Origin of the sequence: Miltoncostaea oceani (assembly GCF_018141545.1) — a bacterium.
GTDB lineage: Bacteria > Actinomycetota > Thermoleophilia > Miltoncostaeales > Miltoncostaeaceae > Miltoncostaea > Miltoncostaea oceani.
In genome coordinates, this window is record NZ_CP064356.1 from 1,570,537 (window position 1) to 1,592,680 (window position 22,144).

Here is a 22,144-nt window from a genome sequence, read left to right on the forward strand (position 1 = left end):
CCCCGGTGTGGACGCACTCGCTACGCTGGTCCGTCGTGCAGGCGATCCAGATCAACAAGGCCTTCGGGGCCCGCGACGTCCTGAAGGACGTCTCCTTCCGCGTCCAGCCGGGCGACCGGCTCGCCGTGGTCGGGCGCAACGGCGAGGGCAAGACCACGCTGCTGCGCATCCTCGCGGGCCAGATGCCGGCCGACAGCGGCACCGTCAGCCTCCCGCGCGGCGCCTCCGTGGCCCTGCACGACCAGCGCCCGCCGCTCGGCGTCGACCTCACCCTCGGCGAGTACGTCGCCCAGGGGATGGAGGCCGCCCAGCGCGCCGAGGCCCGCCTCGCCGAGCTCGAGGCCCGCATGGCGGCGGGCGACGCCGGTGAGGACGTCCTTGCCGACTACGAGAGGGCCCAGGCCGCCCTGGAGCGCGCCGGCGGCTACAACTGGCGCTCGTGGATCGAGCGCGTGCTCCGCGGCCTCGGGATCGACGAGGACCAGCTCCCCCGGCCGCTCGCCGGGTTCTCGGGCGGCGAGCTGACGCGGGCGTCGCTGGCCCGGTCCCTGGTGTCGCGCCCCGAGGTGCTGCTGCTCGACGAGCCCACCAACCACCTCGACATCGGCGCCGTCGAGTGGCTGGAGCGCACGATCGCCGACCTCGGCGCCACCGTGCTCCTGGTCTCCCACGACCGCTGGTTCCTCGAGTCCGTCGCGACCGGCGTCCTCGAGATCGACGGCGGGCGCGGCCGCGTCTGGCCGATGGGGTACTCGGCGTTCCGCCGCGAACGCGCCCTCGCCATCGACCGCCAGGGCGCCGAGGCCGAGCGCCAGGCCGCCGAGATCGCCCGCCTGGAGCGCTTCGTCATCCGGTGGCGCGCCGGCACGAAGGCCAAGCAGGCGCAGTCGCGCGAGAAGAAGCTCGACCGGATCGAGCGCGTCGAGGCCCCCCGCCGGGCGAGCCACCTCGCGTTCGGCTTCCCGAAGAGCGAGCGCAGCGGGCGGGTCGTGATCGAGGTCGACGGCCTCGACGTCGAGGTGCCCGGCCGCCGCCTCATCACGGGCGCCGGGTTCACGATCGAGCGGGGCCAGCGCGTCGCGCTGGTCGCGCCGAACGGCGCCGGCAAGACGACGCTCATCGAGACCCTCCTCGGCCGGCTCACCCCGGCGCGGGGGCGCGTCACGATCGGGCACAAGGTGTCGCCCGCCTACTTCACCCAGCAGAGCGAGGAGCTCGACGACCGGCGCACCGTCCTCGAGACCGTGCTGATCGCGAGCGACCTCACCCAGACCCAGGCGCGCACCCTGCTCGGGGGGTTCCTGTTCCGCGGCGAGGCCGCCGAGGTCCGGGTGGAGCGCCTCTCCGGCGGCGAGCGCCGCCGGCTGTCGCTCGTCACCCTCATCGCCCGGGGCGGCAACCTGCTCGTGCTCGACGAGCCCACCAACCACCTCGACACCGAGAGCCGCGAGGCCCTCGAGGCGGCGCTCGAGGCGTTCGACGGCACCATCCTGATGGTCTCCCACGACCGGGCGCTCATCGACGCGGTCGCCACCCACACCCTCGCCCTCGAGGACGGGGGCGCCGTGATGCGCTCCGGCGGCTACGCCGACCTGCTCGAGTACCGGGCCGAGGCGCAGGCCGCCCCGTCGCCGCCTCCCCCGCCGGCCCCGGCCGCGCGCAGGCGGCGGCGCCTGAGCGCCGAGCCCGCCCCGCGGACCGGCGGCAACGGGAACGGGAACGGGAACGGGACCGGGGGCGCCCGCCCGGGGCGGGGCGAGATGCGGCGGCTGGAGCGGGAGATCACCCGGGTCGAGGCGGCGATCGCCGCCACCGAGGCCACGCTCGCCGATCCCGCGGTGCTCGCCGACCGCGACGCCCTCGCCGCGACGGGCACCGAGCACCGGGGCCTGCAGGAGGAGCTCGCGTGGCTGATGCGCGAGTGGGAGCGGGTCGCGGAGGCCGTCGAGGGCTAGCCGCCGGCGGCCCCGTGCGGCTCAGCCGGCGGGCGTCACCAGCGCAGGGCCATCGCGGCCCCCCCGATCGCGATCGACGTCAGGGCGATCGCGGTGCCCGTCATCGCGAGGCTGAGGCCGGCGCCCGCGCGGAACTCCCCGAAGCCGATCGCGGCCCCGTTCACGAACGCGAACGCCGCGCCGCCGAGGGCCGCGGCGACGACCACGGTGCAGGCCGCCGCCCGGTGCTCGCCGCTGCGACTCACCGCGAGCGTCAGGGCCGACGCCGCGGCGACGGCGAGGGCGAGGGGTACCAGCCAGCCCCCGGCCTCGAAGCCGTCCTCGAAGCCCCCCAGGTCGGCCGTGGCGGTGCTCACCCACGTCAGGGGGCTCGCGACGAGGGCGAGCACGCCGCCGGCCCCGCCCCCCGCCGCGACCAGCGCCGGGCGGCGGGGCTCGACCGCCGCGGCCGCGTCCCCGCCGTCGCCCGCGCCACGCCCGCCACGGCGCAGCCGGAGATCGCCAGGCCGGCCAGCAGCATCAGCACGAGGCCGGCCTCGGTTCCGACGCCCTCCAGGTCGATGGCGGCGAGGAACAGGGGCAGCCCCGCGACGAGGCCCCCGGCGAGGCCGGTCGCCGCCGCGAGCGTCACGCGGGCGGGCGCCATCGCGGGCACCGTCACCGCCGCCAGCCACGCCCCGGCGGCCGCCATGGAGAGCAGGGCGGCGAGGATCCCGTGGACGCGGAACCCGGTCGATTCGAGGGTCCAGAGGCTGTCGGTCCCCGCGGGGGTGCCGAGCACCGGCATCCACACCGCGAGCAGCGCGAACCCCGCCAGGGCGAGGGCGGCGACGGCGAGCAGCAGCTCGGGGCGCGCGACGACGCGGACGGCCGGCAGCGGCTGGGTCGCCGCGGCCGCGGCCGCGGCGGGGGGGGGGAGGGCCGGTGCGCGGGCGCCACCGCCGGGGCGACCGGGGGCGGCGCGGGCGGCGCGTACGCGCCACCGGGGGTCCACAGGACCGTCAGCTCGGTCGACCCCACCCCGATGCGGTCACCGGGCGCGACGACGGTCGCCCCGGCGATGGTGACGCCGTTGACGGTGGTCCCGCCGCTGGAGGCGAGGTCCTCCACCACCAGCGCGGCGTCGCGCACCGCCACGCGGGCGTGGCGGCGGGAGACCCGCGGGTCGGAGAGGACGATGTCCATCACCGGCCCGCGGCCGATGGTGGCCTCGGAACCACGGAGCCCGAAGCGGGCCCCGTGGTCCTGGCCACCGGTGACGCCGAGGACGTCGACCGGGGCGGCCGGCACGACCTACTCGGTCGAGATGTTGGGGTCGGCCTGCTGGGTGACCGGGTTGATCGCCAGGAAGTGCTCCTCGGGGTCGTCGAGGAGCGGCTGGAGCCGGGCGGCGGTCTCGCCCTGCCCGCCCTCCCGCAGCGCCTCGAGGTAGTCGCCGAGCAACTCGGTGACGTTGGCGACGTCCGACTCCTCGAGCGGCGCCAGGCTCACCTTGGCGGCCTTCGACAGGCGCCGGCGGACGGCGGCCTCGTCGAGGTTCCAGTCGGCGTTCTGGCGGACGTAGACCACGCCGCCGGTCATGCCGCTGCACAGCCACGGCCCCGGGTCGCCGAGCACGAGCACCCGGCCGCCCGTCATGTACTCGAACGCGAAGCCCTTGCAGTTCGCGCGGGCCGCGAGGGTGCCGAGGCGGTCGTCGAGCGGGTCGGTCGGCTCGCCGCCCAGGACCATGTCGGCGCCGGAGAGTCGGATGCCCGCCCGGGCGTCGGCGTTGCCCTGGATGAGGAACAGGCCGCGCTGCGCGCCGTAGGCGAAGCTCTTGCCCACGTGCCCGCCGACCCAGTCGCCACGGGAGTTCTGCGCCTTCAGCACCTGGATCTCGCCGCCGAGCGCGCACTTGCCGACGCCGTCCTGCGCGCCGCCGAACACCCGCACGCGCACGCCGTCGAGGGTGAACGCCGCCAGGCCGGAGCCGACCGCGGCGCCCTTCGTGAACGCGAGGTCCACGAGGGTCGGGCGGTGCCCGTTGCCGTTGCCGTTGCCGTTGCCGTTCCCGGTGCCCGGCGCCCGTGCGCCGACGCCGGTGACGTCGCCGCCCTGCACGCCGTCGGGGCCGCCGGAGCCGTTGTTGCCCGACGGGTCCTCCCGCGCCGCCTCCTCGGAGGCGTTCGTCGGCGAGACGCCGCCCCCGTCGCCGTTGACCCACGCGTTGTGCACGCCGGTCGTGGCGCGGGCGATCAGCCCGGCGAGGTCGGTGCCGAGGTTGCGGTCGGCGGCCGTGGTGGCCTCCTCCTCCACCGCGAGCGCGGCGCCGGCCGACAGCCGCTCAGCGGCCACCTCGGGCGCCCGGTGCGGCGGCGGCGGGTGGAACGGCCGGAAGAAGCGGGGCGTCCCGGCGGGGGAGGTGATGAGGCGCTGCCCGACGGGCGTCAGAAGGCTCGACAGGTCGAGGCGGTCGTGATGGGAGACCTGGACGAGGCGGTCGGCCTGGCCGACCAGGTCCTGCACCTCGCGCACGCCCATCTCGCCCGCGATGGTGCGGAGGGCGGTGCCCATCTCGGTGAAGTAGCGCACCAGGGTCTCGACCGACGGGTCGAAGACGCGCGGCACGAAGCGCTTCAGGCCGCGCTCGTGCGCCTCCTCCTCGTCGAGCTGGGTCGCGATGCCGACGTGGCAGGTGTCGAGCTGGCAGCCGCGGCAGATGGTGCACCCGATGGCGACCATCGCGGCGGTGCCGAAGCCCAGCCGGTTGGCGCCCATGCACATCAGCTTGATGGCGTCCGCCGCGCTGCGCAGCCCGCCGTCGGCCCAGATCTCCACGCGGTCGCGGATGCCGGCCTCGGTGAGGGCGTGGTGCGCGAGCACCGTGCCGATCTCGCAGGGCAGGCCCGCGCGCCGCAGGGCGTGCTGGCGCGCCGCGCCGGTGCCGCCGTCGTAGCCCGAGAGGGTCAGGACGTCGGCCCCCGCCTTCGCGATGCCGATCGCGATGGTGCCGATGCCCGGGACGACGGGGACCTTGACGATCACCTTGGCGTGCGGGTTGGCCGTCTTCAGCTCGTCGATGAGCTGGGCGAGGTCCTCGATCGAGTAGAGGTCGTGGTTGTTGGACGGGCTGATCAGGTCGCTGCCGACGGCCGCGTTGCGCGCCTGGGCGATGGCCTGGGTCACCTTCGAGCCCGGCAGGTGGCCGCCCTCGCCGGGCTTGGCGCCCTGGCCGATCTTGATCTCGACCCACTCCGAGGAGTTGATCAGCAGCGACGAGACGCCGAAGCGGCCGCTGGCGATCTGCTGGCCGCGGTGCTTCGGGTACTTGCCGTACATGTCGGGGATCTCGCCGCCCTCGCCGTTCATGCAGAGCATGTCGGCCTGGTAGGCGGCCTCCGCGTAGGAGCGGAAGGCGACCTCGCCCTGGCTGCCGAAGCTCATCGAGCTGATGAGGAACGGCAGCTCGTGCTCGCCGACCTTCGACGAGACGTCGCCCGGGGCGATCCGGTCGGCCTCGGCGGCGAGCTGGGGCTGCACCGCGTGGCGCAGGGCCACCGGCTGCTCGGTCTCGAGCTTGTCGAGCGTCTCCGCGAACTCGTCGTAGCCCCGCTCGGACGTGGCGACCCGCGAGAGGGCCTTCCACACCTTGGGGTACATGCGGGGGAGCTTGACCTTGGACGGGCTCTCCTCGCCGGCGCGGATCTGGCGGCCCTGCTCGGCGAGCGCGTCGAGGTCCTCGAGGCCGAGGCCGCGTCCCTCCGAGGCGCAGAAGCCCGGGATCGCGAGGAGGTCGAGCACCTCGGGGGAGACCCCGATCGCCGACACGAGGCGGCCGTAGCCGCGCAGCTCGTGGATGCCGAGCGTGGACAGGACCTTCTCCATGCCCTTCTGCAGGCCCTCGAGCACGTGGGTGGCGGCGGCGAACGGCTCGGGCGAGCCGTCCATCGCCTTCTCCATCAGCGCGTACGGGCAGAGCGCCTGGGCGCCGAAGCCGAGCGCGACCATGACGTCGTGGACGTTGCGGATGCCCGCGGCCTGCAGCACGAGGCTGGCGTCGCGGCGGTAGGACGAGCCGTCCTCCTTGCGCGCCTCCCGCAGGGCCTTGTCGACCGCCGACAGGGCGAGGTGGGGGTCGCAGACCCGCTCGTCGGGACCCGCGCCGAGGTCGTTCAGCACGATCAGCTCGGCGCCGTCCGCGACGGCCGCGACGGCGGCCTCCGCGAGGTGCTCGAGGTGGGCGCGGACGCTTCCGTCCTGCGGGAAGTGCAGCGGCAGGCGCGCGGCCCGCCAGTCCCAGGCGGCGAGGACGTCCTCCATGCACGCGACGCCCTGGCTGACGGCCACGCGGCGCATCTCCGGCAGCGACAGCGTCGCGGCGCCGGGGCGCATCCCGCCGAGGATGAGCGGCATCCGCAGCTCGCAGCGCTGCGGCGGCTCGGGCTCGACGCCCTCGATCGGGGGCCGGCGGCCGAGGACGACGCGGGTCGAGAAGTGCTCGACCTCGCGCTCCCGGTCGATGGCCGGGTTCGTCACGACCGCGACGGTCTCCTGGAGGTAGTCCGAGAGCGGCATCGGGACGGGGGTGAACGGTCCGAGCGGGCCGTCCCAGCCGAGCGATCCGATCGGCTCGGCGCCGCGGTCCGCGTGGAACTGGAGCTGCTGCTTGTCGCTCTCGATCCAGCCCGCGGAGGCGAGGAGGGTCTCGAGCGGGAGCTCGGGTGCCTCGAGGTCGTCGTCGGGGTACTCCTCGACGGCGACGGGGTCGAGCCCGCCGGCGAGGCGCGCGCGCGTCTCGGCCGTCGGGAGGGCGCCGCGGCCCTTGGCGCGCTGGTAGACCTCGCGCTGGACCTCCCAGTAGTCGAGCACCCGGGGCACGCCGTCCTCGCCGCTCAGCAGGGCGACCTTCTCGCCGGGGGCGAGCGGGGCCGGGTCGCGGGTCAGGTCGGTGACGGGGACGATGCCCGGCTCCGACGAGACGACGTACATGTCCTCGGTCTCGATCCACCACAGCGGGCGCAGGCCCATCGCGTCGACCGCGAACACCATCTCGTCGGCGGCGCGGCACGCCAGGCCGACGGGGCCCTGCGCGTACGGGCCGAGCGCCTCGCGGTAGTGGACGTAGAGGTCCTGGAGCTTCGCCGGCAGGCGGTGCACCTCGCCCAGGATGGGCGGGAAGGCGAACTCGACGGCCTCCAGCAGCGACAGGCCCTTCTCGAAGATCAGTCCCTCGAGGAGGCGGTTCAGGTCCTGGCTGTCCGACCCGTTGCGGGTGATGGGCAGGCCGAGCTGCTCGCTCTGCTCGCGGAGCTGGGCGATCGTGTTGATCTCGCCGTTGTGGCCGAGGATCGAGAACGGCTGCACCCGGCTGAACGTCGGGTACGTGTTCGTCGAGTAGCGGTTGTGGGCGATGATCCGCGCCGCCGCGAAGTCGGGCTCCTGCATCTCCGGGTAGAACCGGGCGATGACCTCGGGCTGGCCCTGCACCTTGTAGACGGCGTCGTTCGCCGAGAACGAGGCGACGTGGCAGTCGAGCTCGCGCTCCATCCGCACCATGGCGCGGTAGCAGTTGGTCGACGCGGGGGTGCCCGGCTGCGCGAGGCAGGCGATCTGCCAGAAGATCGGCGGGGTCTCCGAGGCGCGCGGGCCGAGGGCGCCGCGGTCGATGGTGCCCTCGCCGCTCCACAGGATCTCGAACCCGTGCTCGCGGATGATCGCCTCGATGCTCGGCACCTGGGCGTCCACGTCCTCCGGCGCGTCGAAGAAGATGTGCGCGACGGTGAAGCTGCGGTCGTCGGCGGCGGCCGGGTCGAGGCCCTCCGACGCGAGCCGGCGGCGCCAGGCCGGGCGGGGCAGGTCGATCAGCAGGCCGCTCCCGTCGCCCTCGCCGTCCACGCTCCCGGAGCGGTGGACCATCATCTGGAGCGACGTCAGGGCGTGCTCCAGCATCGCGCGGCTCGGCTTGCCGTCGCGCGTGGCGAAGGCTGCGAGCGCGCACGCATCGTGCTCGATCAGGTCCGGGAGGCCGCTCGGCGGCGTGGTGGCGAACGGGGGCGGGACGGTCATATGCCAGGGGCCTCTCGGTCGGCAACCGTGGGACACGCGGACGCCGGCCCCCGGGGGAGCCGGCTCGCGAAGCCCCAAGTAAACTCGTCGCGAGAACGGAGGTCAACGCGGCCGCTCCACGCGCTCAAGTCCCCGGCGGGGATGCCGAGGACGGCGGGGATGACGACGACGACCGAGATCACGGACGCCGAGCTGGCGCTCGTCGCCCGCGTGGCCGGGCGCGAGGGGTGGGGCGACCTGTCCGCGCCGCCCGAGGACCACGGTCCGCGCAGCCTCGCCGAGGGCCTCGCCGTGGCGCGCTTCGCCGCCGCGATCCCCGGCGCCCGCCCGGCACGCGTCCGGAGCCCGCGCGCCGCGCGCATCCGCGCCCGGGTGGCGATCGCCGCCCTCACCGTCGGCGTGCTCGGGGCCTGCTGGGTCGTGAGCCCCACCCGCACCGCCATCGGCCTGTTCGGGGCCGGGCTCTTCAGCCTGGTCGCCCTCCGTCGCGCGAAGCGGCGCGCGGACGAGCCGGCGCGTCCGCGGCGGCGCACCCCGTTCTCAGGCGGTCTCGGAGCGCGGTAGGCGCGCGCCGACGACGTCGTCCCCCTCCAGGGTGCGGGCGGCGAGGTCGGCGACGGCGCAGCGCGCGTCCCGGGCGGCCCGCCGCAGCGCGGCGAACGCCACCACGTCGGTGACCGCGTGGCGCTCCATCAGCATCCCGATCGCCCGCTCCACCACGACGCGGCGCTCGAGGGCGGTCTGGAGCTGGTCGACGACGATGCCCCGCTGACGGGCGACGAGCGCGGTGCTGATCATGGACTCGAGGACCTCGTTGTGCGCCTCGACGGCGCCGATGTCGCTCGCGTCCCATTCGTAGGGGGCCGACCGGTACACGTTGAGCGAGCCGATCACCGTCCCCGCGACGCGCGTCGGCACCCCGAGCACCGCGGCGACGCCCTCCGGCGCGACGCGCGCGGCGAGCTCCGGCCAGCGGTCGTCGCGCGCCAGGTCGGCGGTCGTCACCACCGTCCCCGTGACGAAGCCCTCGACGCAGGGCCCGTCGCCGAGGTCCTCCTGCGCGGTCTCGAGCGCACGGGCCGCCGCGTCCGTCGCCCCGACGTAGCGCAGCGCCCCCTCGGCATCGACCAGCATCAGCCCGACACCGGTGACGGCGAACAGGCGACGGGCCGCGTCGATGACGCGCGCGAGGCTCGCCTCGATGGGCGGGACCTCCGACGCCGGGGACGACGAGATCGCCTGCAGGCTCGCCGCGAGCGCGCCCGGATCGATGTGCACCGGGTCCCCGGTCACTCGTCCGGGTCGGCCACGTCGAGGCGCTCGCCCAGCCCGAGCAACTCGATCAGGCGTCGTGCCGGCCCGTCACCCTGCACCACCCGCATGCGCGCGCCGGCGGCCTGGGCGGCGGCCTGCGCGTCGATGAGGATGCGGACCCCCGTGCTCCCGAGGAACGTGACGTCGCGCAGGTCCACGGTGACGGCGTCGCCACCGCGCGCGACGGCGTCGGCGAGCGCCTCGCGGGCGAGCGGCGCCTCCTCGAGGTCCAGCTCCCCCCGGAACGCGACGATGGTCGCGCCCTCCCTCTCGGAGACGTCGATGCGCAGACCGACATCGCGCGCACCCTCGTCTCCCCGATGCTCTCCAACGGCGACCAACGCCACTCCTCGCGACGCGGTCCGCGGGGTCAGGGCGGACGTTTTCAGCGCCCGTACGGGCGCCGACAGGGTCGCAGGAAGGCCGGGCGCCCGCAAGGCCGGCGGGACGTCGCCGGGGCCCCCCGACGCGCTACGCTCACCCACGGATGGCGACGACGCACGAGACCGAGACGCAGCGCTGCTACCGCCACCCCGACCGCGAGACGCTGCTCTCGTGCTCGAACTGCGAGCGCCCGATCTGCACGTCCTGCATGACCTCCGCGGCGGTCGGGATGCGGTGCCCGGAGTGCGCCCGCGGCGGCGCGTCGGCGGCGGGCACGGCGGTGCGTCGGGCGACCGCGCGCGGCGCGGCGGGGGACACCGCCCTCGCCACCTCCGCGATCGTCGCGTTCACCCTGCTGGTGTACCTCGCGCAGGTCATCCAGACCGGTGACCTCTGGAACCCGGACAACGCGCGCCTCGTCGCCGACGGCGCCCTGTTCGGGCCGGCGGTCGCCGACGGGGAGTGGTGGCGGCTGCTGACGGCAGGCTTCCTGCACGCCAGCCCGATCCACGTGGGCTTCAACATGTACCTGCTCTGGTTCCTCGGCGGCGCCCTCGAGCGCTATGCCGGGACCGGCCGGTTCCTCGTCGTCTACGTCACGTCGATCCTGTGGGGCTCGGTCGGCGCGCTCCTGCTCGATCCGAACGCCTACACCCTCGGCGCGTCGGGCGGCGTCTTCGGCCTGATGGCGGCCCTCTACCTGCTGGAGCGCCAGCGCGGCGTGGCGCTGCTCGGGTCGAGCGTCGGGATGCTGCTCGTCCTGAACCTCGTCATCACGTTCGTGCTGCCGGGGATCTCGATCGGCGGCCACATCGGCGGGATCGTCGGGGGCGCCGCCGCCGGGTTCGTGCTGTCGGGCTTCGGCCGGGGGCACCTCGCCTACGGCCGCCTGAGCCCGCAGATCTACGCCGCGATCACCCTCCTGATGGTCGGCGCCGTCGTCGCGGGCGTCGTGGTGGCGGGGGCGGGCTAGCCGAGCTCGTCGACGCGCTCGATCAGCCCGGCCACGAGGCGCACCGACGCGTCGATGTCGTCGGGGTGGCAGGCCTCCACGCTGGAGTGCACGTAGCGCGTCGGGATCGAGACGCAGCCCGCGACCGATCCCTCGCCCGCGAGCTGCAGGCTTCCGGTGTCGGTCCCGCCCTTGTTCGCCACGTGGAACTGGTGGGGGATGCCGGCCTCCTCCGCGATCCGGGTGAGCAGCTCCACCAGGGCGTGGGAGCCGATCGCGCTGGCGTCCATGACCCGGATCGCCGTGCCCTTCCCGAGGCGCGTGCTCGGACCGCTGGTCGGCGTGCCGGGGCCGTCGTTCGCCGGGCAGGTGTCGATCGCGAGGGCGATGTCCGGCCGGATCCGGGTGGCGGCGACCCGCGCGCCGCGCAGCCCGACCTCCTCCTGGACCGTGGCCGTCGCGACGACCTCGGCGGGCGAGCGGCCGGCGCGGCGCAGGGCCTCGATCATCACGTAGACGCCGACGCGGTCGTCGAGGGCCTTGCCGGTCACGAGGTCGCCGAGGGCGCGCACCTCGCGGATGCGCGTCGCGCCGTCGCCGGGCCGCACCAGCTCCCGGACGCGCTCGCCCGGCAGGCCGAGGTCGATGGCGAGGTCCGTCACCTCGATGTTCTTCCCGCGGTCCTTCGCGTCGAGCAGGTGGACCGGCGTCATGCCGACGACGCCCTCCAGGTCCTCGCGCCCGTGCACCCGCACCCGCTGTCCCACGAGCGTCCGCGCGTCCCAGCCGCCGACGGGGATGACGCGCAGGTAGCCGCGCTCCTCGACGTGGGTGACCATCAGCGAGATCTCGTCCATGTGGGCGGCGAGCATCAGGCGCGGCCCGTCGCCGTCGCGGATGCCGGAGAGGTTGCCGAGGGGGTCGGTCTCGACCCGGTCGCAGAGGGCCTCGAGCTCGGGCGCGACCACGGCGCGCACGCGCTCCTCGCGCCCCGACGGACCGGACGCCTCGGCGAGGGCGCGCAGCAGTGGGAGGTTCATGACCGCGAACCCTAGTCACCGTTCTGCCACCCTGCCGGGGTGCTCCACCTCGACTCCGTGTCGCTCGCCTTCGGCCCGCGCACCGTCCTCCGCGACGTCTCCCTGATCGTCCCCGACGACGCCCGCATCGGCGTGGTCGGGCCGAACGGCATCGGCAAGTCCACCCTGATGCGGGTGATGGCGGGGCTGCAGGCCCCCGACGAGGGCACCGTGCTGCGCGTCCCGCCGGCGCTGCGGGTCGGGCTGCTCGACCAGCGCGGCCGCCCGGCCGCCGACGAGACCGTCGCGCAGCACCTCGCCCGGCGCACCGGCGTGGCCGACGCGGAGGCGCGCCTCGACGCCCTGACGGCGGCGCTCGCGGACGACCCCGGCCGCGTCGACGAGTACTCCGAGGCCCTCGACGCCTTCCTCGCCCTCGGCGGCGACGACCTCGCGGCGCGCGCGGGGGCGGCGATGACGGAGGTCGGCCTGTCGCCGGACCGCCTCGGCCTGCCGATGGGCGCCCTCTCGGGAGGCCAGGCGGCGCGGGTGGGCCTCGCGGTGCTGGTCCTCGCCCGCGTCGACCTGCTGCTGCTCGACGAGCCGACGAACGACCTCGACTTCGGCGGCCTCGACATCCTCGAGCGGCTCGTCGACGCCCACCGCGGCGCCGTCGTCACCGTCTCCCACGACCGGGCGTTCCTCGACCGGTGCGCCCGCCGGATCGTGGAGGTGGTGGAGCCGAGCCACGAGGTGCGCGAGTACGCCGGCGGGTGGACGGACTACGTCGCCCAGCGCGACCAGGCCCGCGCGCGCCAGTACGAGGCCCACGGCCGGTACGCGGGGGAGCGGGGTCGCCTCGAGGACCGCATGCGGCGCCAGCGCGCCTGGTCGGAGGAGGGCGTCAAGAAGGAGAAGAAGCGCCCGAAGGACCCCGACAAGATCGGCCGCGCGATGCGGGCGGAGCGCTCCGAGCAGCAGACGTCGAAGGTGCGGGCGACCGAGCGGGCGATGGAGCGGCTCGACGTGGTCGAGAAGCCGTGGGAGGGCTGGCGCCTGCAGCTGCGGCTGGCGTCGGGCCGCGGGGGCGGCGACGTCGTCGCGGTGCTGGAGGAGGCCGTCGTGCGACGGGGGTCGTTCCGCCTCGGGCCCGTCGACCTCGACGTCCGCCGCGGCGACCGGCTCGTGGTGACCGGCCCGAACGGGGGCGGAAAGAGCACGCTGATCGGCGCCCTGCTGGGGCGCATCCCCCTCGACTCCGGCGCGGGGCGCACCGGGCCCTCGATCGTCGTCGGCGAGATCGAGCAGGAGCGCACGGCGTTGTCCGGCGCGCCGCGCCTGCTCGACGCGGTGATGGAGCGCGCCGGCCTGCGCGCCGAGGAGGCCCGCACGCTGCTCGCCAAGTTCTCGCTCGACGCGGACCGCGTGGAGCGGCCGGCCGACCAGCTGTCGCCGGGGGAGCGCACCCGCGCCCTGATGGCCGTCCTCGCGGCGCGCGAGGTGACCTGCCTCGTGCTCGACGAACCCACGAACCACCTCGACCTCGAGGCGATCGAGCAGCTCGAGGAGGCCCTCGGCGACTACGAGGGCACCCTCATCCTGGTCACGCACGACCGGCGGATGCTGGAGCGGGTCGCGGTGACGCGGCGCATCGAGGTGCGCGACGGCGTGGTGACCGAGCGCGCCGCCCCGGTGGCCTCCGGGGCCTAGCCCCGGGCGCGGCGCAGGCCCGCCTCCCAGAGGGCGGCGGCGTCGCGGTCGGCGGCGCGCAGGGCGGCCTCGAGGGCCGCGACGTCGGCGGCGATCGTGGCGAGGCTGTCGTCGAGCCCGCGCGCCGCGGCGTGGCGGGCGGCCGCCTCGGCGCGGATCAGGGCGTCGCGGAGGTCCTGGCGTGCGGCCTCGCGGGCGTGCAGGGCCCGGGCCGTCCCGTCGAGGCGCGGGTCGCGGGGCCCGCCGCCCGTCCCCGCCGGGGCGGCGTCGCCCAGGTCGCCGAGGGGCTCGCGGGCGACCGCCGCCGCCCACGCCCCCTCGGGACCCGCGACGCCGGCGCGGATGATCCCGAGCGCCCGCCACGTGCTCGCCCCGAAGCCGGGCAGCACCACCCGGCCGGGGCCGTCGGGCGCCAGCTCGCCGGCGAGCAGCAGCTCGTCGACGGCGGCGCGGGCCGCCTCGACGCGGGCGCGCCGCGCGGCCCGCGGCCCCGGCTCCGGGCCGGGGCCGTCGAAGGGGCCCTCGGCGCCGGCGGCGGCGACGGCGGCGTCGAGCGCACCGCGGGCGGCCGGGTCGCCCTCGACGACCGCGGCGAGCCGGTCGGCGTCGAGCGCCCACGGGGGACCGCCCGCCGCGGCCCGGCGGCCGACCTCCACGCGGGCGGCCCGCAGCACACGCGCCGCGAGCGGCGTCACCCGATGGTGAGGACCAGCTTGCCGAAGTGCTCCCCGGCCTCCTCGCGGGCGTGCGCGTCGCCGGCCTCGGCCAGGGGCCGGACGGAGTCGATCACCGGCGCCCACCCACCGGTCCGCACCGCGGCGAGGAGCCCGGCGAAGTCGCGGGGGCTCCCCATCGTCGTGCCGAGCAGGGAGACCTGGCCCATCGTGACGGGCCGGACCATCAGCTCGACCTTGCCGCCGCCGGTGCCGCCGAAGACCACGACGCGTCCGCCGGGCCGGACGCTGCCGATGCTGTCGGCCCACGTCGAGCCGACGGAGTCGACCACGACGTCCACGCCGCCACCGGAGGCCTCCTTCACCTCCGACACCCAGTCCCCGCCGGTGTAGTCGAATCCCGCCGCCGCGCCCATCTCGCGGGCGCGCGCCAGCTTCTCGCCGGAGGACGACGTCACGATCACGCGGCACCCGGCCTGGAGGGCGAGGTGCAGCGCGATGGTCGCCACGCCGCCGCCGATCCCGATGATCAGGACCGTCTCGCCGGGCCGGACCTGCGCCCGGCTGACGAGCGCGCGGTAGGCGGTGAGCCCGGCGAGCGGCAGGGCGGCCGACTCCTCCCACGAGAGGCGGGAGGGCCGCGGCAGCACGTTCTCGGCCGGCACCTTCACCATCTCCGCGTAGGTGCCGTCGTCGGGGCCGCCGAGGATCCGGAAGCCCGGCGCGGGGGCGGCCTCGCCGCCGCCCCATCCGAGCGAGGGGAGCACCACGACCTCGTCGCCCTCGGCGATCCCGGTGACGCCCGCGCCGACGGCGTGGACGACCCCGGCGCCGTCGGAGCCGGGGATCACCGGCAGGGGGCTCGGTGCGATCCCCTTGCGCAGGAAGACGTCGCGCCGGTTCAGGGCGGCGGCGCGGAGGGCGACGACGACCTCGCCGGGCCCGGCCACGGGGTCGGGTGCGGACCCGACCCGGAGCACCTCGGGGCCACCGGTCTCGGTCAGGACGATCGCGTTCACCACGTACCTCCGGGGATGTGGGCGGGCGCCGTCAGCCTACGGCCGGGGGCGGCGCGTCGCCCACCGTGATCGGGGGCGCCGCGACGTCCGGCCGCGGGTCGCCGGCGTCCCACGCGGCGAACGCCCGGACGAGGTCGTCGGTGGCGTCCCGCCACGCCGAGATGTCGACGCCCATGTACCCGGGCGGGGCGTCCCGCAGGTTCGCCAGCGCCCGCCCGAGCAGCACGCGGGCGCCGTGGGGGTTGCCGCGCCGGTGGTGCTCGAACGCGACCGACCACTGGATGAGCCCCTGCAGGAACCGCATCGGCAGCGCGTCGGAGCGGCGCCACACCGCCTCGAGCGTCTCGTGGGCGTCGAAGAAGCGGCCCGCGGCGTAGAGCTCGGCGAACCCGGTGAGCGCGCGGTGCCGCGCCCCGTCGTCCACCGCCGGGCGGTCAGGCCGCGGGCGGCCGCGTCGCCTCGAGCAGGCCGAACGGGTCGATGCGCTCGCCGCCGCGCTCCCAGGCGACCCGCACCGCGCCCGCCCCCGTGCCGAGGTGGGCCCCCGGCGCGACGGCCGCGCCCTCCGCGACGCCCGGCTCGTAGGCCGCGAGCGGCCCGTAGCCGAGGCGGTCCCCGCCGGCCGTCTCGATCCAGAAGGCGATCCCGGCCTCGCGCTCGGCGGGGTCGGCGCCGCGCAGGACGCCGGCGGCCATCGCGACAACGGCGTCGCCGGGCGCGCTGGTGATGACGACGGCGCACTGGTGGCGCCCGCCGTCGCACGTGTCGGGGCCGGCGTCGGCGAACCCGTCGCGGTAGGCGGCGGGGGCGCCCGGGGCGAGGGCCAGGGGGAAGACGAAGCCGTCGATGACGGCGGGGGCGCCCGTCGCCGGGTCGCCGCCCTCGGCGGGACCGGGGCCGGCGGCGCGCGGCGGCGCACCGCCCCATGCCGTCACGACCGGCGGGCCGGCGGGGGCGGCGGCGCCCGCGGGGGGCGCGAGGGCCGGCCCACCGGCGCATGCGGGCACGGCGTCCTGGCTCGCCGTCAGCACGGGGCGCGCCGGGTCGCCGCCGAGGGCGGCGTAGTAGGTGCCGACGCCGGTGGTCCAGTGGGCGTTGAGGCCGCCCGGGTCGTTCGCGGCGCCGAGCGGGGCCCACTTCGCGCCGATGGCGTCCAGGGTCGTCCGGCCCTCGGCGAGGTAGTAGGCGCCGAGGGTGGAGGCGGCCCGCCGGATCGCGGCCTCCTCCGAGGCGAACGCGATGCCGGGGCCCAGCCCGAAGGCGTTGCGGATCGCCTGCGACGGCACGTAGGTCTCGAGCATCGTCTCGTGCGCGGCGATGGCGACCAGCGCGCGCGGGTCGAGGCCCTCCGCGGACGCCGCCGCGACGAACGTCGCGCCCTCGCCGGCGAGGGGGCTCGCGGCCCGCTCCAGCATGGCGTCGATGCCGGCGGCGTCGCCCGGGGCGAGGCAGGTCATGTGCGCGACGACGCCCGCGGTCTGCGCGCCCGCGGGGACGGCGGCGGCTCCCACGAGGGCGGCGGATCCCGCCAGGGCCGCGAGGACGGTGCGAGCGCGCATCGGCCGGGAGTGTAGGGCAGGTGCGCGCCGTCACCCCGCGACGGTGGTCGCGCCGCCGCTACCCTCCCGGGCATGGCGGTGGACCACGACGCGCGGCGGCGCCGGATCGGCTGGGCCCTGGTGGTGCTCGCCCTGCTGCTCTTCGTGGTGCAGATGACGGCGCTGGCCCTCGGCTCGCTCGAGGTCGCCGGCCTCATCTTCCTCGTCTACGTCGCCGGGTGGTTCGCCCTGCGCTCGTACCAGCGCCGCCACACCTGAGGGGCCGTCACCGCACGACGCTGAGGGTGATGCCGTCACCGACGGTCAGCAGGCTCGTCACGAGCCGCGGGTGCCCGAGGGCGACCCGCGTGAACGCCACCAGCGCCGCCGTGGTGGGGTCGTGGTCGTCGGGCGGCAGTGCCACCCGGCCGGAGGAGAGGACGTTGTCGGCCACCACCATGCCGCCGGGGCGGACGAGCCGCACGGCGTGCTCCAGGTACGCCACGTAGCCGCCCTTGTCGGCGTCGATGTAGCAGAGGTCGTAGGCCCTGTCGGCGAGTCCGGGGAGGGTGTCGCCCGCCGGTCCGCGGTGCACCGTCACGCGGTCGCCGACGCCCGCCCTGCGCAGGAAGTCCTCGGCGCGGTCCGCCCGGGCCGGGTCGGCCTCGAGCGTGTCGATGTGCCCACCGGGGGCGAGGCCGCGCGCCATCCACGCCGCCGAGGTGCCGACGAAGGTGCCGACCTCCAGCACCCGCCGCCCGCCGGTGGCGCGCGTCAGCACCTCCAGCAGGGCCCCGAGGTCGGGGTGGGTCATCATGACCTCGTCGGGGTCGCCGTCCATCTCGTGGTGGAGCGCCGCGATCTCGTCGGGCACCCGCGCCAGGCCGTCGAGGTGGTCCCCGAGGGCCTCGTCGATCACCAGCCGGTCGCTCGCCACCGTCACCTCCGTCCGAGAGTCGCCAGGCCCGACAGGGCCCACGCGCCGAGCACGGTCACCAGGCCCGCCACCGCCAGCATCCCGGGCCACAGCTCGTCCCACCCCAGCGTCCCGAGCTCGGCGGCGCGGGACGCCTCGATCAGGTACGTCACCGGGTTGTAGTCGGCGACGTGGCCGAGCCAGCCGGTCAGCACCTCGCGCGGCGCGTACGCCACCGAGGTGAACACCGACAGGAACACCACCACCTGCATCAGGGGGGCGGCCTGGATGGTGCGGGTGCGGAACGCGACCCCCATCGCCCAGCACGCCGTCGCCGCCGAGAAGCCCATCGCGAGCCCGTAGACCGTCAGCGTCCCGCCGACCCCCGGCAGCCCGACGCCGCCGATCAGCCCGGCGGTGAGCACGACGGTGGTCGTGAAGAGGCTCCGCGCGATCGCGGCCGCGAGGGGGCCGGTGATGAGGGTGATGCGGGGGGCGGGGCTCGCGACGAGGCGGTCGACGAACCCGCCCTCGATGTCGCGCGCCATCGTCATCCCGGCGTTGATGCCGGCGAAGCCGGCGCCCATCACCGTGGCGAGGGGGATCGTGAACGCCAGGTAGGAGGCGCCGTCGAACACCGGCAGCAGCGAGATGCCGCGGAAGGCGCCGGCGGTCGCCACCAGGATGAACAGCGGCATGATCAGCGACGGCAGGAACACCGACGGCATCCGCCGCACCAGGATGAGGCTGCGCCAGGCGAGGCCCGCGCTGACGGTGGCGGCGTGCCTCACGTGTCGCCCCCGAGGCGCCGCCGGAACGCGGAGTGGCACCCGGCGAGCGACGCCGCCGCCATCACGACCACGACGCCCAGGCCCATCAGCGTGACCCGCGCGTCGACGCCGTCGATCACCTGCTCCCGCATCGCCTCGACCAGGTAGGAGATCGGGTTCGCGTCGGCGACGACCTTGAACCAGCCGGTCATGGTCTCGCGGGGGAAGAACGCCGACGAGAAGAACAGGAGCGCGAAGAAGAGGGGGAAGGTCCCCTGCACCGACTCCGCCGACCCGCTGCGCAGCGCCAGCACGATCCCGAGGCCGCTGATCGCGACGGCGAGCAGCGCGGCGAGGACCAGCAGCACCGCCACGCCGGCGACGCCCCCCTGCACGCGCGCGCCGAACGCGACGCCGAGGGAGACGAACAGCACGGTCTGGATCATCGCGACGGCGACGCCGCCGGCGAGGCGCCCCACGAGGATCGCGGTGCGCGACACGGGCGACGCGACGAGCCGGTCGAAGAACCCGCCCTCGATGTCGAGGGCGAACGCGGCGCCGGCGGTCGTGCCGCCGATCAGGATCCCCTGCAGCACGGCCCCGGCGAGCGCGAAGTCGAGGAACCCCCGGACCGGCGGGAACCCGGGGATCGTGCCGGGCGCCGCGCCGAACGACCCCGTGAAGATCGCGAGCAGCACCAGGGGGAAGAACAGGCCGGGCACGAGGGCCTGGGGCGTCCGCAGGGTCCCGATGACCGACCGCCGCGCCAGGGCCGCCGTCTGTGTGAGGGCGAGCCTCACGGCGCGGCCGCGACGGGCGGGCCGCCCGGGTCGGCGGCCTCGTCCCCCTCGAGGCGCCGCCCGGTCTTCGCCGCGAACACGTCGTCGAGGGTCGGCCGCGCCACGTCGAGCCCGGCGGGCACGACCCCCGCCGCGTCGAGGGCGCGGACCACGGCGGGCAGCGCGCCGGCGCCGCCCGGCAGGCGCACCGCGACGACGCCGGGGCGGGCCGGGACGGGCGCGCCGAAGGGGGAGAGGGCGGAGGCCGCGCGGTCGTGGTCGGCGGGGTCCGCGAGGGCGATCTCGAGCGTCGGGTCGCCGACCTCGGCCTTCAGCGCCTCGGGTGTCCCCTCCGCGACGATCCGGCCGCCGTCGATGATCCCGACCCGCCCCGCGAGCTGGTCGGCCTCCTCCAGGTACTGGGTGGTGAGGAACACCGTCGTCCCCGACTCGCGGTTCAGGCGGCGGACCTCGTCCCACAGGGTCAGGCGGGAGATCGGGTCGAGCCCCGTCGTGGGCTCGTCGAGGAACAGCACCTCGGGCTCGTGGACGAGGGCGAGCGCCAGGTCGAGGCGGCGCCGCATGCCGCCCGAGTAGGTGCCGACGCGGCGGTCCGCGGCGCCGACCAGGTCGACCCGCTCCAGCAGCTCGACCGCACGGTCGCGGCCGTGGCGCCGGTCGAACCCGTGCAGCACCGCCTGCAGGTGCAGCAGCTCGCGGCCCGTCATGTACGGGTCGATCGCGGCGTCCTGCAGCGCGACGCCGATGCTGCGGCGCACCGCGCCGGGGTCCCCGACGAGGTCGTGCCCCGCGACGCGCGCGCGGCCGCCGGTGGGGCGCAGCAGGGTCGCGAGCATCCGCACCGTGGTGCTCTTGCCGGCGCCGTTCGGGCCGAGGAAGCCGTAGACCTCGCCGCGCCCGACGGCGAGGTCGACGCCGTCGACCGCGCGGATGCCGCCTTTGAACTCCCGCTCGAGGCCCTCCGCCTCGACCGCGTGCCCCTCGGCCATCGGAAGACCTCCCGTCGCGACGCCCCGGAGGAGGCTAGCGCCCGCCCGCGCGGGGTGCCTGGGACACGCCCGGCGGTGTCGCTACCATCCCGTGATGCCCGAGGGGATCCCCCGATACGACGGTCAGGCCGAACGCCTCGCGCGACTGCGCGAGGAGGTCGAGTCGGCCCTGCAGCAGCGGGACCTCGCGACCGATGAGGAGCGCGGCGACGGCCACCACCACCCGGCGGAGGCCGCGACCGACGCGGAGCTGCGCGAGCGGGAGCTCCGGGCCCAGCTGCGCTGGCGCGAGCGCGAGGCGCGCCTGCGCGCGGCGCTCGACGCGATCGACGCGGGGACCTACGGGATCTGCGTGGACTGCGGCGCCGAGATCCCCGAGGGGCGGCTGAGGGCGCTGCCCGACTCGGTGCGCTGCGTCCCCTGCCAGCGGGTCGCGTCCCGCAGGGCGTAGTCCCCGGTCGCGCGCACCGGCCGCGCGACGCCCCGGCAGGCCGCGACGATCACCGCCCACACGAGGGCGGCGATGCTCACGTGCACGACGACCACCTGCCACGGCAGGCCGTTGCGGTACTGGTACTCGCCGACGGCGATCTGCAGGGCGACGAGGGGGAGGGCGAGCGCGGCGAGGCGGGCGGTGAGCCGGTCGACCCCGCCCTCGCGGGCGACCCAGGCGATCAGCACCGCCGCCAGGACGGTGAAGACGATCGCCGCCCGGACGTGCACCTGCAGGGCGAGCAGCAGGTCGCCGAAGCGCTTGGTGACGTCGTCGTCGCCGCTGTGCGGCCCGGCGGCGGTCACGATCACCCCCGTCACGACCACCACCGCCGCGCTGAGGGTCGTGAGCACGGCCAGCACCCCCCGCCGGGGGCTCCACTCCCGGGTGACGCCGTCGCGGTGGTCGCGGGCGCCGAGGGCGAGGAGCGTGCCGCAGCCGAGGGCCGCGATCGACACGAGGAAGTGGGAGCCGACGGCGAGGGGGTGCAGGCCCGAGAGCACGGTCACCGCCCCGAGGGGCATCTGCACCACGCAGGCGGCGGCGGCGCCGAGCGCCCACCGGTGCAGCGCGGCCGGGGCGCCGGGCAGCCGCCGGGCGACGAGCCACGTCCCGATGGCGACGAGGCCGACGACGCCCGAGAGCAGGCGGTTGGTGTACTCGATGGCCGCGTGACCGGCGGCGGCCGGCACGACGCCGCCGTCGCAGAGCGGCCAGTCGGGGCAGCCCAGCCCCGACGCCGTCAGGCGCACGATCGCCCCGCTCGGCACGACCACCCAGAGCAGGGCCATGGTGACGAGGGCGAGGCGGGCGAAGGCGGAGGGGGTCCGCAGGCGTCGCAGCAGGTCGCGCATCGGGACCATCGTAGCCCCGCGGGCCGCCGGGCCGGGGGTGTCAAGATCCCCGGATGGCCGAGCCCGACGACCCCATCGTGCCGCCGCCGCCCGCCCCCGGGCACCGGCGCGCGGGCACGATCGCCGGCCTCGTGCTCATCGCGGTGGCGGTGGCGGTGGCGGTGGCGTTCGGCCTCGGGCGCGCCGACGACCCGGGGCGGATCGTGACGGAGGTCGTCGGGGTGCACGACGCCGGCACCCGCGGCGACACCCCCCTGCCGGAGCTCGGCGACACCGGGTTCGCCGGCTTCGCGGCCCGCGACGGGTGGACGCCCGTCGGGGCGCGCACCGACGACCTCGAGGGGCGCCGCGCCGTGACGGTGTTCTGGGAGCGCGCCGGCCGGCGGATCGCCCACACCACCGTGTCGGGCGACCCGGTGGACGCCCCGTCGGGGGCGCGCCGGACGGGGCGGCGCGGGATCCTCCTGCGCAGCTTCGAGGCCGACGGGCGGGTGGCCGTCACCTGGACCGAGGGGGGCCGCACGGCGGTGATCTCGTCGGTCGGCGTGTCGCGGGCCGCGCTCTACAACCTCGCCGGCGGCAGACCCCTCCGTTAGAGGGGCGCCGACGCCCCCGAACCCCCTGCCCGGGGGGTAAGGCGCGGGCCCGTGCGTGCCGACGTGACGTATGTCACCACCGCCACGTACCGGAGCCCCCGATGGTCGTCCGC

22 protein-coding genes and 1 pseudogene are annotated in these 22,144 nt (G+C 76.3%); 7 read left to right on the plus strand and 16 right to left on the minus strand.

Going from position 1 to position 22,144, the window contains the following annotated elements; genetic code table 11:
* Positions 1 to 35: 35 nt before the first annotated feature.
* The gene (locus IU369_RS08005; protein ID WP_217924047.1) at positions 36 to 1,955 is read left to right on the plus strand and encodes an ABC-F family ATP-binding cassette domain-containing protein; all 1,920 of its coding nucleotides are present in this window, start codon (positions 36 to 38) and stop codon (positions 1,953 to 1,955) included.
* A gap of 35 nt (positions 1,956 to 1,990) precedes the next feature.
* Here the strand turns inward: IU369_RS08005 and IU369_RS08010 are convergent, their stop codons facing one another.
* The 4 genes and pseudogenes from IU369_RS08010 to IU369_RS08025 all read right to left on the minus strand — a co-directional run bounded on the left by IU369_RS08010 (position 1,991) and on the right by IU369_RS08025 (position 8,003).
* Complete coding sequence (locus IU369_RS08010) at positions 1,991 to 2,311, minus strand: hypothetical protein (protein WP_217924048.1); 321 nt, start codon at positions 2,309 to 2,311, stop codon at positions 1,991 to 1,993.
* 5 nt (positions 2,312 to 2,316) lie between these two features.
* Positions 2,317 to 2,949, minus strand: coding sequence for a hypothetical protein (locus tag IU369_RS23275; protein WP_246551386.1), 633 nt, complete (start codon positions 2,947 to 2,949; stop codon positions 2,317 to 2,319).
* A 14-nt stretch (positions 2,950 to 2,963) separates the two neighbouring features.
* A pseudogene (locus IU369_RS23825) lies at positions 2,964 to 3,245 on the minus strand (FHA domain-containing protein); the annotation flags it as partial.
* A 3-nt stretch (positions 3,246 to 3,248) separates the two neighbouring features.
* Positions 3,249 to 8,003, minus strand: a complete 4,755-nt coding sequence (locus IU369_RS08025) for a glutamate synthase-related protein (protein ID WP_217924051.1) — start codon at positions 8,001 to 8,003, stop codon at positions 3,249 to 3,251.
* Positions 8,004 to 8,162: 159 nt separating this feature from the next.
* On the opposite strand from IU369_RS08025, the gene IU369_RS08030 reads away from it, so the two are divergent.
* Positions 8,163 to 8,567 carry a hypothetical protein gene (locus tag IU369_RS08030; protein WP_217924052.1) on the plus strand — a complete coding sequence of 135 codons (405 nt, stop codon included), beginning with the start codon at positions 8,163 to 8,165 and terminating at the stop codon, positions 8,565 to 8,567.
* Here the strand turns inward: IU369_RS08030 and IU369_RS08035 are convergent.
* Positions 8,544 to 9,281: a GAF and ANTAR domain-containing protein gene (locus IU369_RS08035; protein ID WP_217924053.1), complete on the minus strand. Its 738-nt coding sequence runs from the start codon at positions 9,279 to 9,281 to the stop codon at positions 8,544 to 8,546. The two genes, IU369_RS08030 and IU369_RS08035, sit on opposite strands and share 24 nt — an antisense overlap.
* 11 nt (positions 9,282 to 9,292) lie before the next feature.
* Positions 9,293 to 9,658 (minus strand): STAS domain-containing protein, encoded by a 366-nt coding sequence (locus IU369_RS08040; RefSeq protein WP_217924054.1) that lies wholly within the window; start codon positions 9,656 to 9,658, stop codon positions 9,293 to 9,295.
* A gap of 146 nt (positions 9,659 to 9,804) precedes the next feature.
* On the opposite strand from IU369_RS08040, the gene IU369_RS08045 reads away from it, so the two are divergent.
* Complete coding sequence (locus IU369_RS08045) at positions 9,805 to 10,674, plus strand: rhomboid family intramembrane serine protease (RefSeq protein WP_217924055.1); 870 nt, start codon at positions 9,805 to 9,807, stop codon at positions 10,672 to 10,674.
* Here the strand turns inward: IU369_RS08045 and IU369_RS08050 are convergent.
* Complete coding sequence (locus IU369_RS08050; RefSeq protein WP_217924056.1) at positions 10,671 to 11,693, minus strand: M42 family metallopeptidase; 1,023 nt, start codon at positions 11,691 to 11,693, stop codon at positions 10,671 to 10,673. The genes IU369_RS08045 and IU369_RS08050 overlap by 4 nt on opposite strands.
* A 39-nt stretch (positions 11,694 to 11,732) precedes the next feature.
* On the opposite strand from IU369_RS08050, the gene IU369_RS08055 reads away from it, so the two are divergent.
* Positions 11,733 to 13,382 carry an ABC-F family ATP-binding cassette domain-containing protein gene (locus tag IU369_RS08055; protein ID WP_217924057.1) on the plus strand — a complete coding sequence of 550 codons (1,650 nt, stop codon included), beginning with the start codon at positions 11,733 to 11,735 and terminating at the stop codon, positions 13,380 to 13,382.
* Here IU369_RS08055 and IU369_RS08060 read toward each other — a convergent pair.
* The 4 genes from IU369_RS08060 to IU369_RS08075 are packed head-to-tail and all read right to left on the minus strand — an operon-like array spanning position 13,379 to position 16,634.
* Positions 13,379 to 14,077, minus strand: coding sequence for a hypothetical protein (locus IU369_RS08060; protein ID WP_217924058.1), 699 nt, complete (start codon positions 14,075 to 14,077; stop codon positions 13,379 to 13,381). The genes IU369_RS08055 and IU369_RS08060 overlap by 4 nt on opposite strands.
* Complete coding sequence (locus IU369_RS08065) at positions 14,074 to 15,075, minus strand: zinc-binding dehydrogenase (RefSeq protein ID WP_217924059.1); 1,002 nt, start codon at positions 15,073 to 15,075, stop codon at positions 14,074 to 14,076. The genes IU369_RS08060 and IU369_RS08065 overlap by 4 nt, the downstream gene beginning before the upstream one ends.
* Positions 15,076 to 15,106: 31 nt before the next feature.
* Positions 15,107 to 15,499 carry a DUF309 domain-containing protein gene (locus IU369_RS08070; protein WP_217924060.1) on the minus strand — a complete coding sequence of 131 codons (393 nt, stop codon included), beginning with the start codon at positions 15,497 to 15,499 and terminating at the stop codon, positions 15,107 to 15,109.
* A 10-nt stretch (positions 15,500 to 15,509) separates the two neighbouring features.
* Positions 15,510 to 16,634: a hypothetical protein gene (locus IU369_RS08075; RefSeq protein ID WP_217924061.1), complete on the minus strand. Its 1,125-nt coding sequence runs from the start codon at positions 16,632 to 16,634 to the stop codon at positions 15,510 to 15,512.
* Positions 16,635 to 16,706: 72 nt separating this feature from the next.
* On the opposite strand from IU369_RS08075, the gene IU369_RS08080 reads away from it, so the two are divergent.
* Positions 16,707 to 16,892: a hypothetical protein gene (locus IU369_RS08080; protein WP_217924062.1), complete on the plus strand. Its 186-nt coding sequence runs from the start codon at positions 16,707 to 16,709 to the stop codon at positions 16,890 to 16,892.
* 7 nt (positions 16,893 to 16,899) lie between these two features.
* On the opposite strand, the gene IU369_RS08085 is transcribed toward IU369_RS08080, so the two are convergent.
* The 4 genes from IU369_RS08085 to IU369_RS08100 are packed head-to-tail and all read right to left on the minus strand — an operon-like array spanning position 16,900 to position 20,088.
* Positions 16,900 to 17,550 carry an O-methyltransferase gene (locus tag IU369_RS08085; RefSeq protein ID WP_217924063.1) on the minus strand — a complete coding sequence of 217 codons (651 nt, stop codon included), beginning with the start codon at positions 17,548 to 17,550 and terminating at the stop codon, positions 16,900 to 16,902.
* Positions 17,551 to 17,552: 2 nt separating this feature from the next.
* Positions 17,553 to 18,320: an ABC transporter permease gene (locus tag IU369_RS08090; protein ID WP_217924064.1), complete on the minus strand. Its 768-nt coding sequence runs from the start codon at positions 18,318 to 18,320 to the stop codon at positions 17,553 to 17,555.
* Positions 18,317 to 19,099, minus strand: coding sequence for an ABC transporter permease (locus IU369_RS08095; RefSeq protein ID WP_217924065.1), 783 nt, complete (start codon positions 19,097 to 19,099; stop codon positions 18,317 to 18,319). Before IU369_RS08095 ends, IU369_RS08090 begins: the two co-directional genes overlap by 4 nt.
* Positions 19,096 to 20,088, minus strand: coding sequence for an ATP-binding cassette domain-containing protein (locus IU369_RS08100; RefSeq protein ID WP_217924066.1), 993 nt, complete (start codon positions 20,086 to 20,088; stop codon positions 19,096 to 19,098). The genes IU369_RS08095 and IU369_RS08100 overlap by 4 nt, the downstream gene beginning before the upstream one ends.
* Positions 20,089 to 20,182: 94 nt before the next feature.
* Between IU369_RS08100 and IU369_RS08105 the strand changes: the two genes are divergently transcribed.
* Entirely contained in the window at positions 20,183 to 20,539 is a 357-nt protein-coding gene (locus IU369_RS08105) for a TraR/DksA family transcriptional regulator (RefSeq protein ID WP_217924067.1), read from the plus strand.
* Here IU369_RS08105 and IU369_RS08110 read toward each other — a convergent pair.
* Positions 20,428 to 21,435: a COX15/CtaA family protein gene (locus IU369_RS08110; protein ID WP_217924068.1), complete on the minus strand. Its 1,008-nt coding sequence runs from the start codon at positions 21,433 to 21,435 to the stop codon at positions 20,428 to 20,430. The genes IU369_RS08105 and IU369_RS08110 overlap by 112 nt on opposite strands.
* 53 nt (positions 21,436 to 21,488) lie before the next feature.
* Here IU369_RS08110 and IU369_RS08115 point away from each other — a divergent pair, with 53 nt between their 5' ends.
* Entirely contained in the window at positions 21,489 to 22,031 is a 543-nt protein-coding gene (locus IU369_RS08115) for a hypothetical protein (protein WP_217924069.1), read from the plus strand.
* Positions 22,032 to 22,144 lie beyond the last annotated feature (113 nt).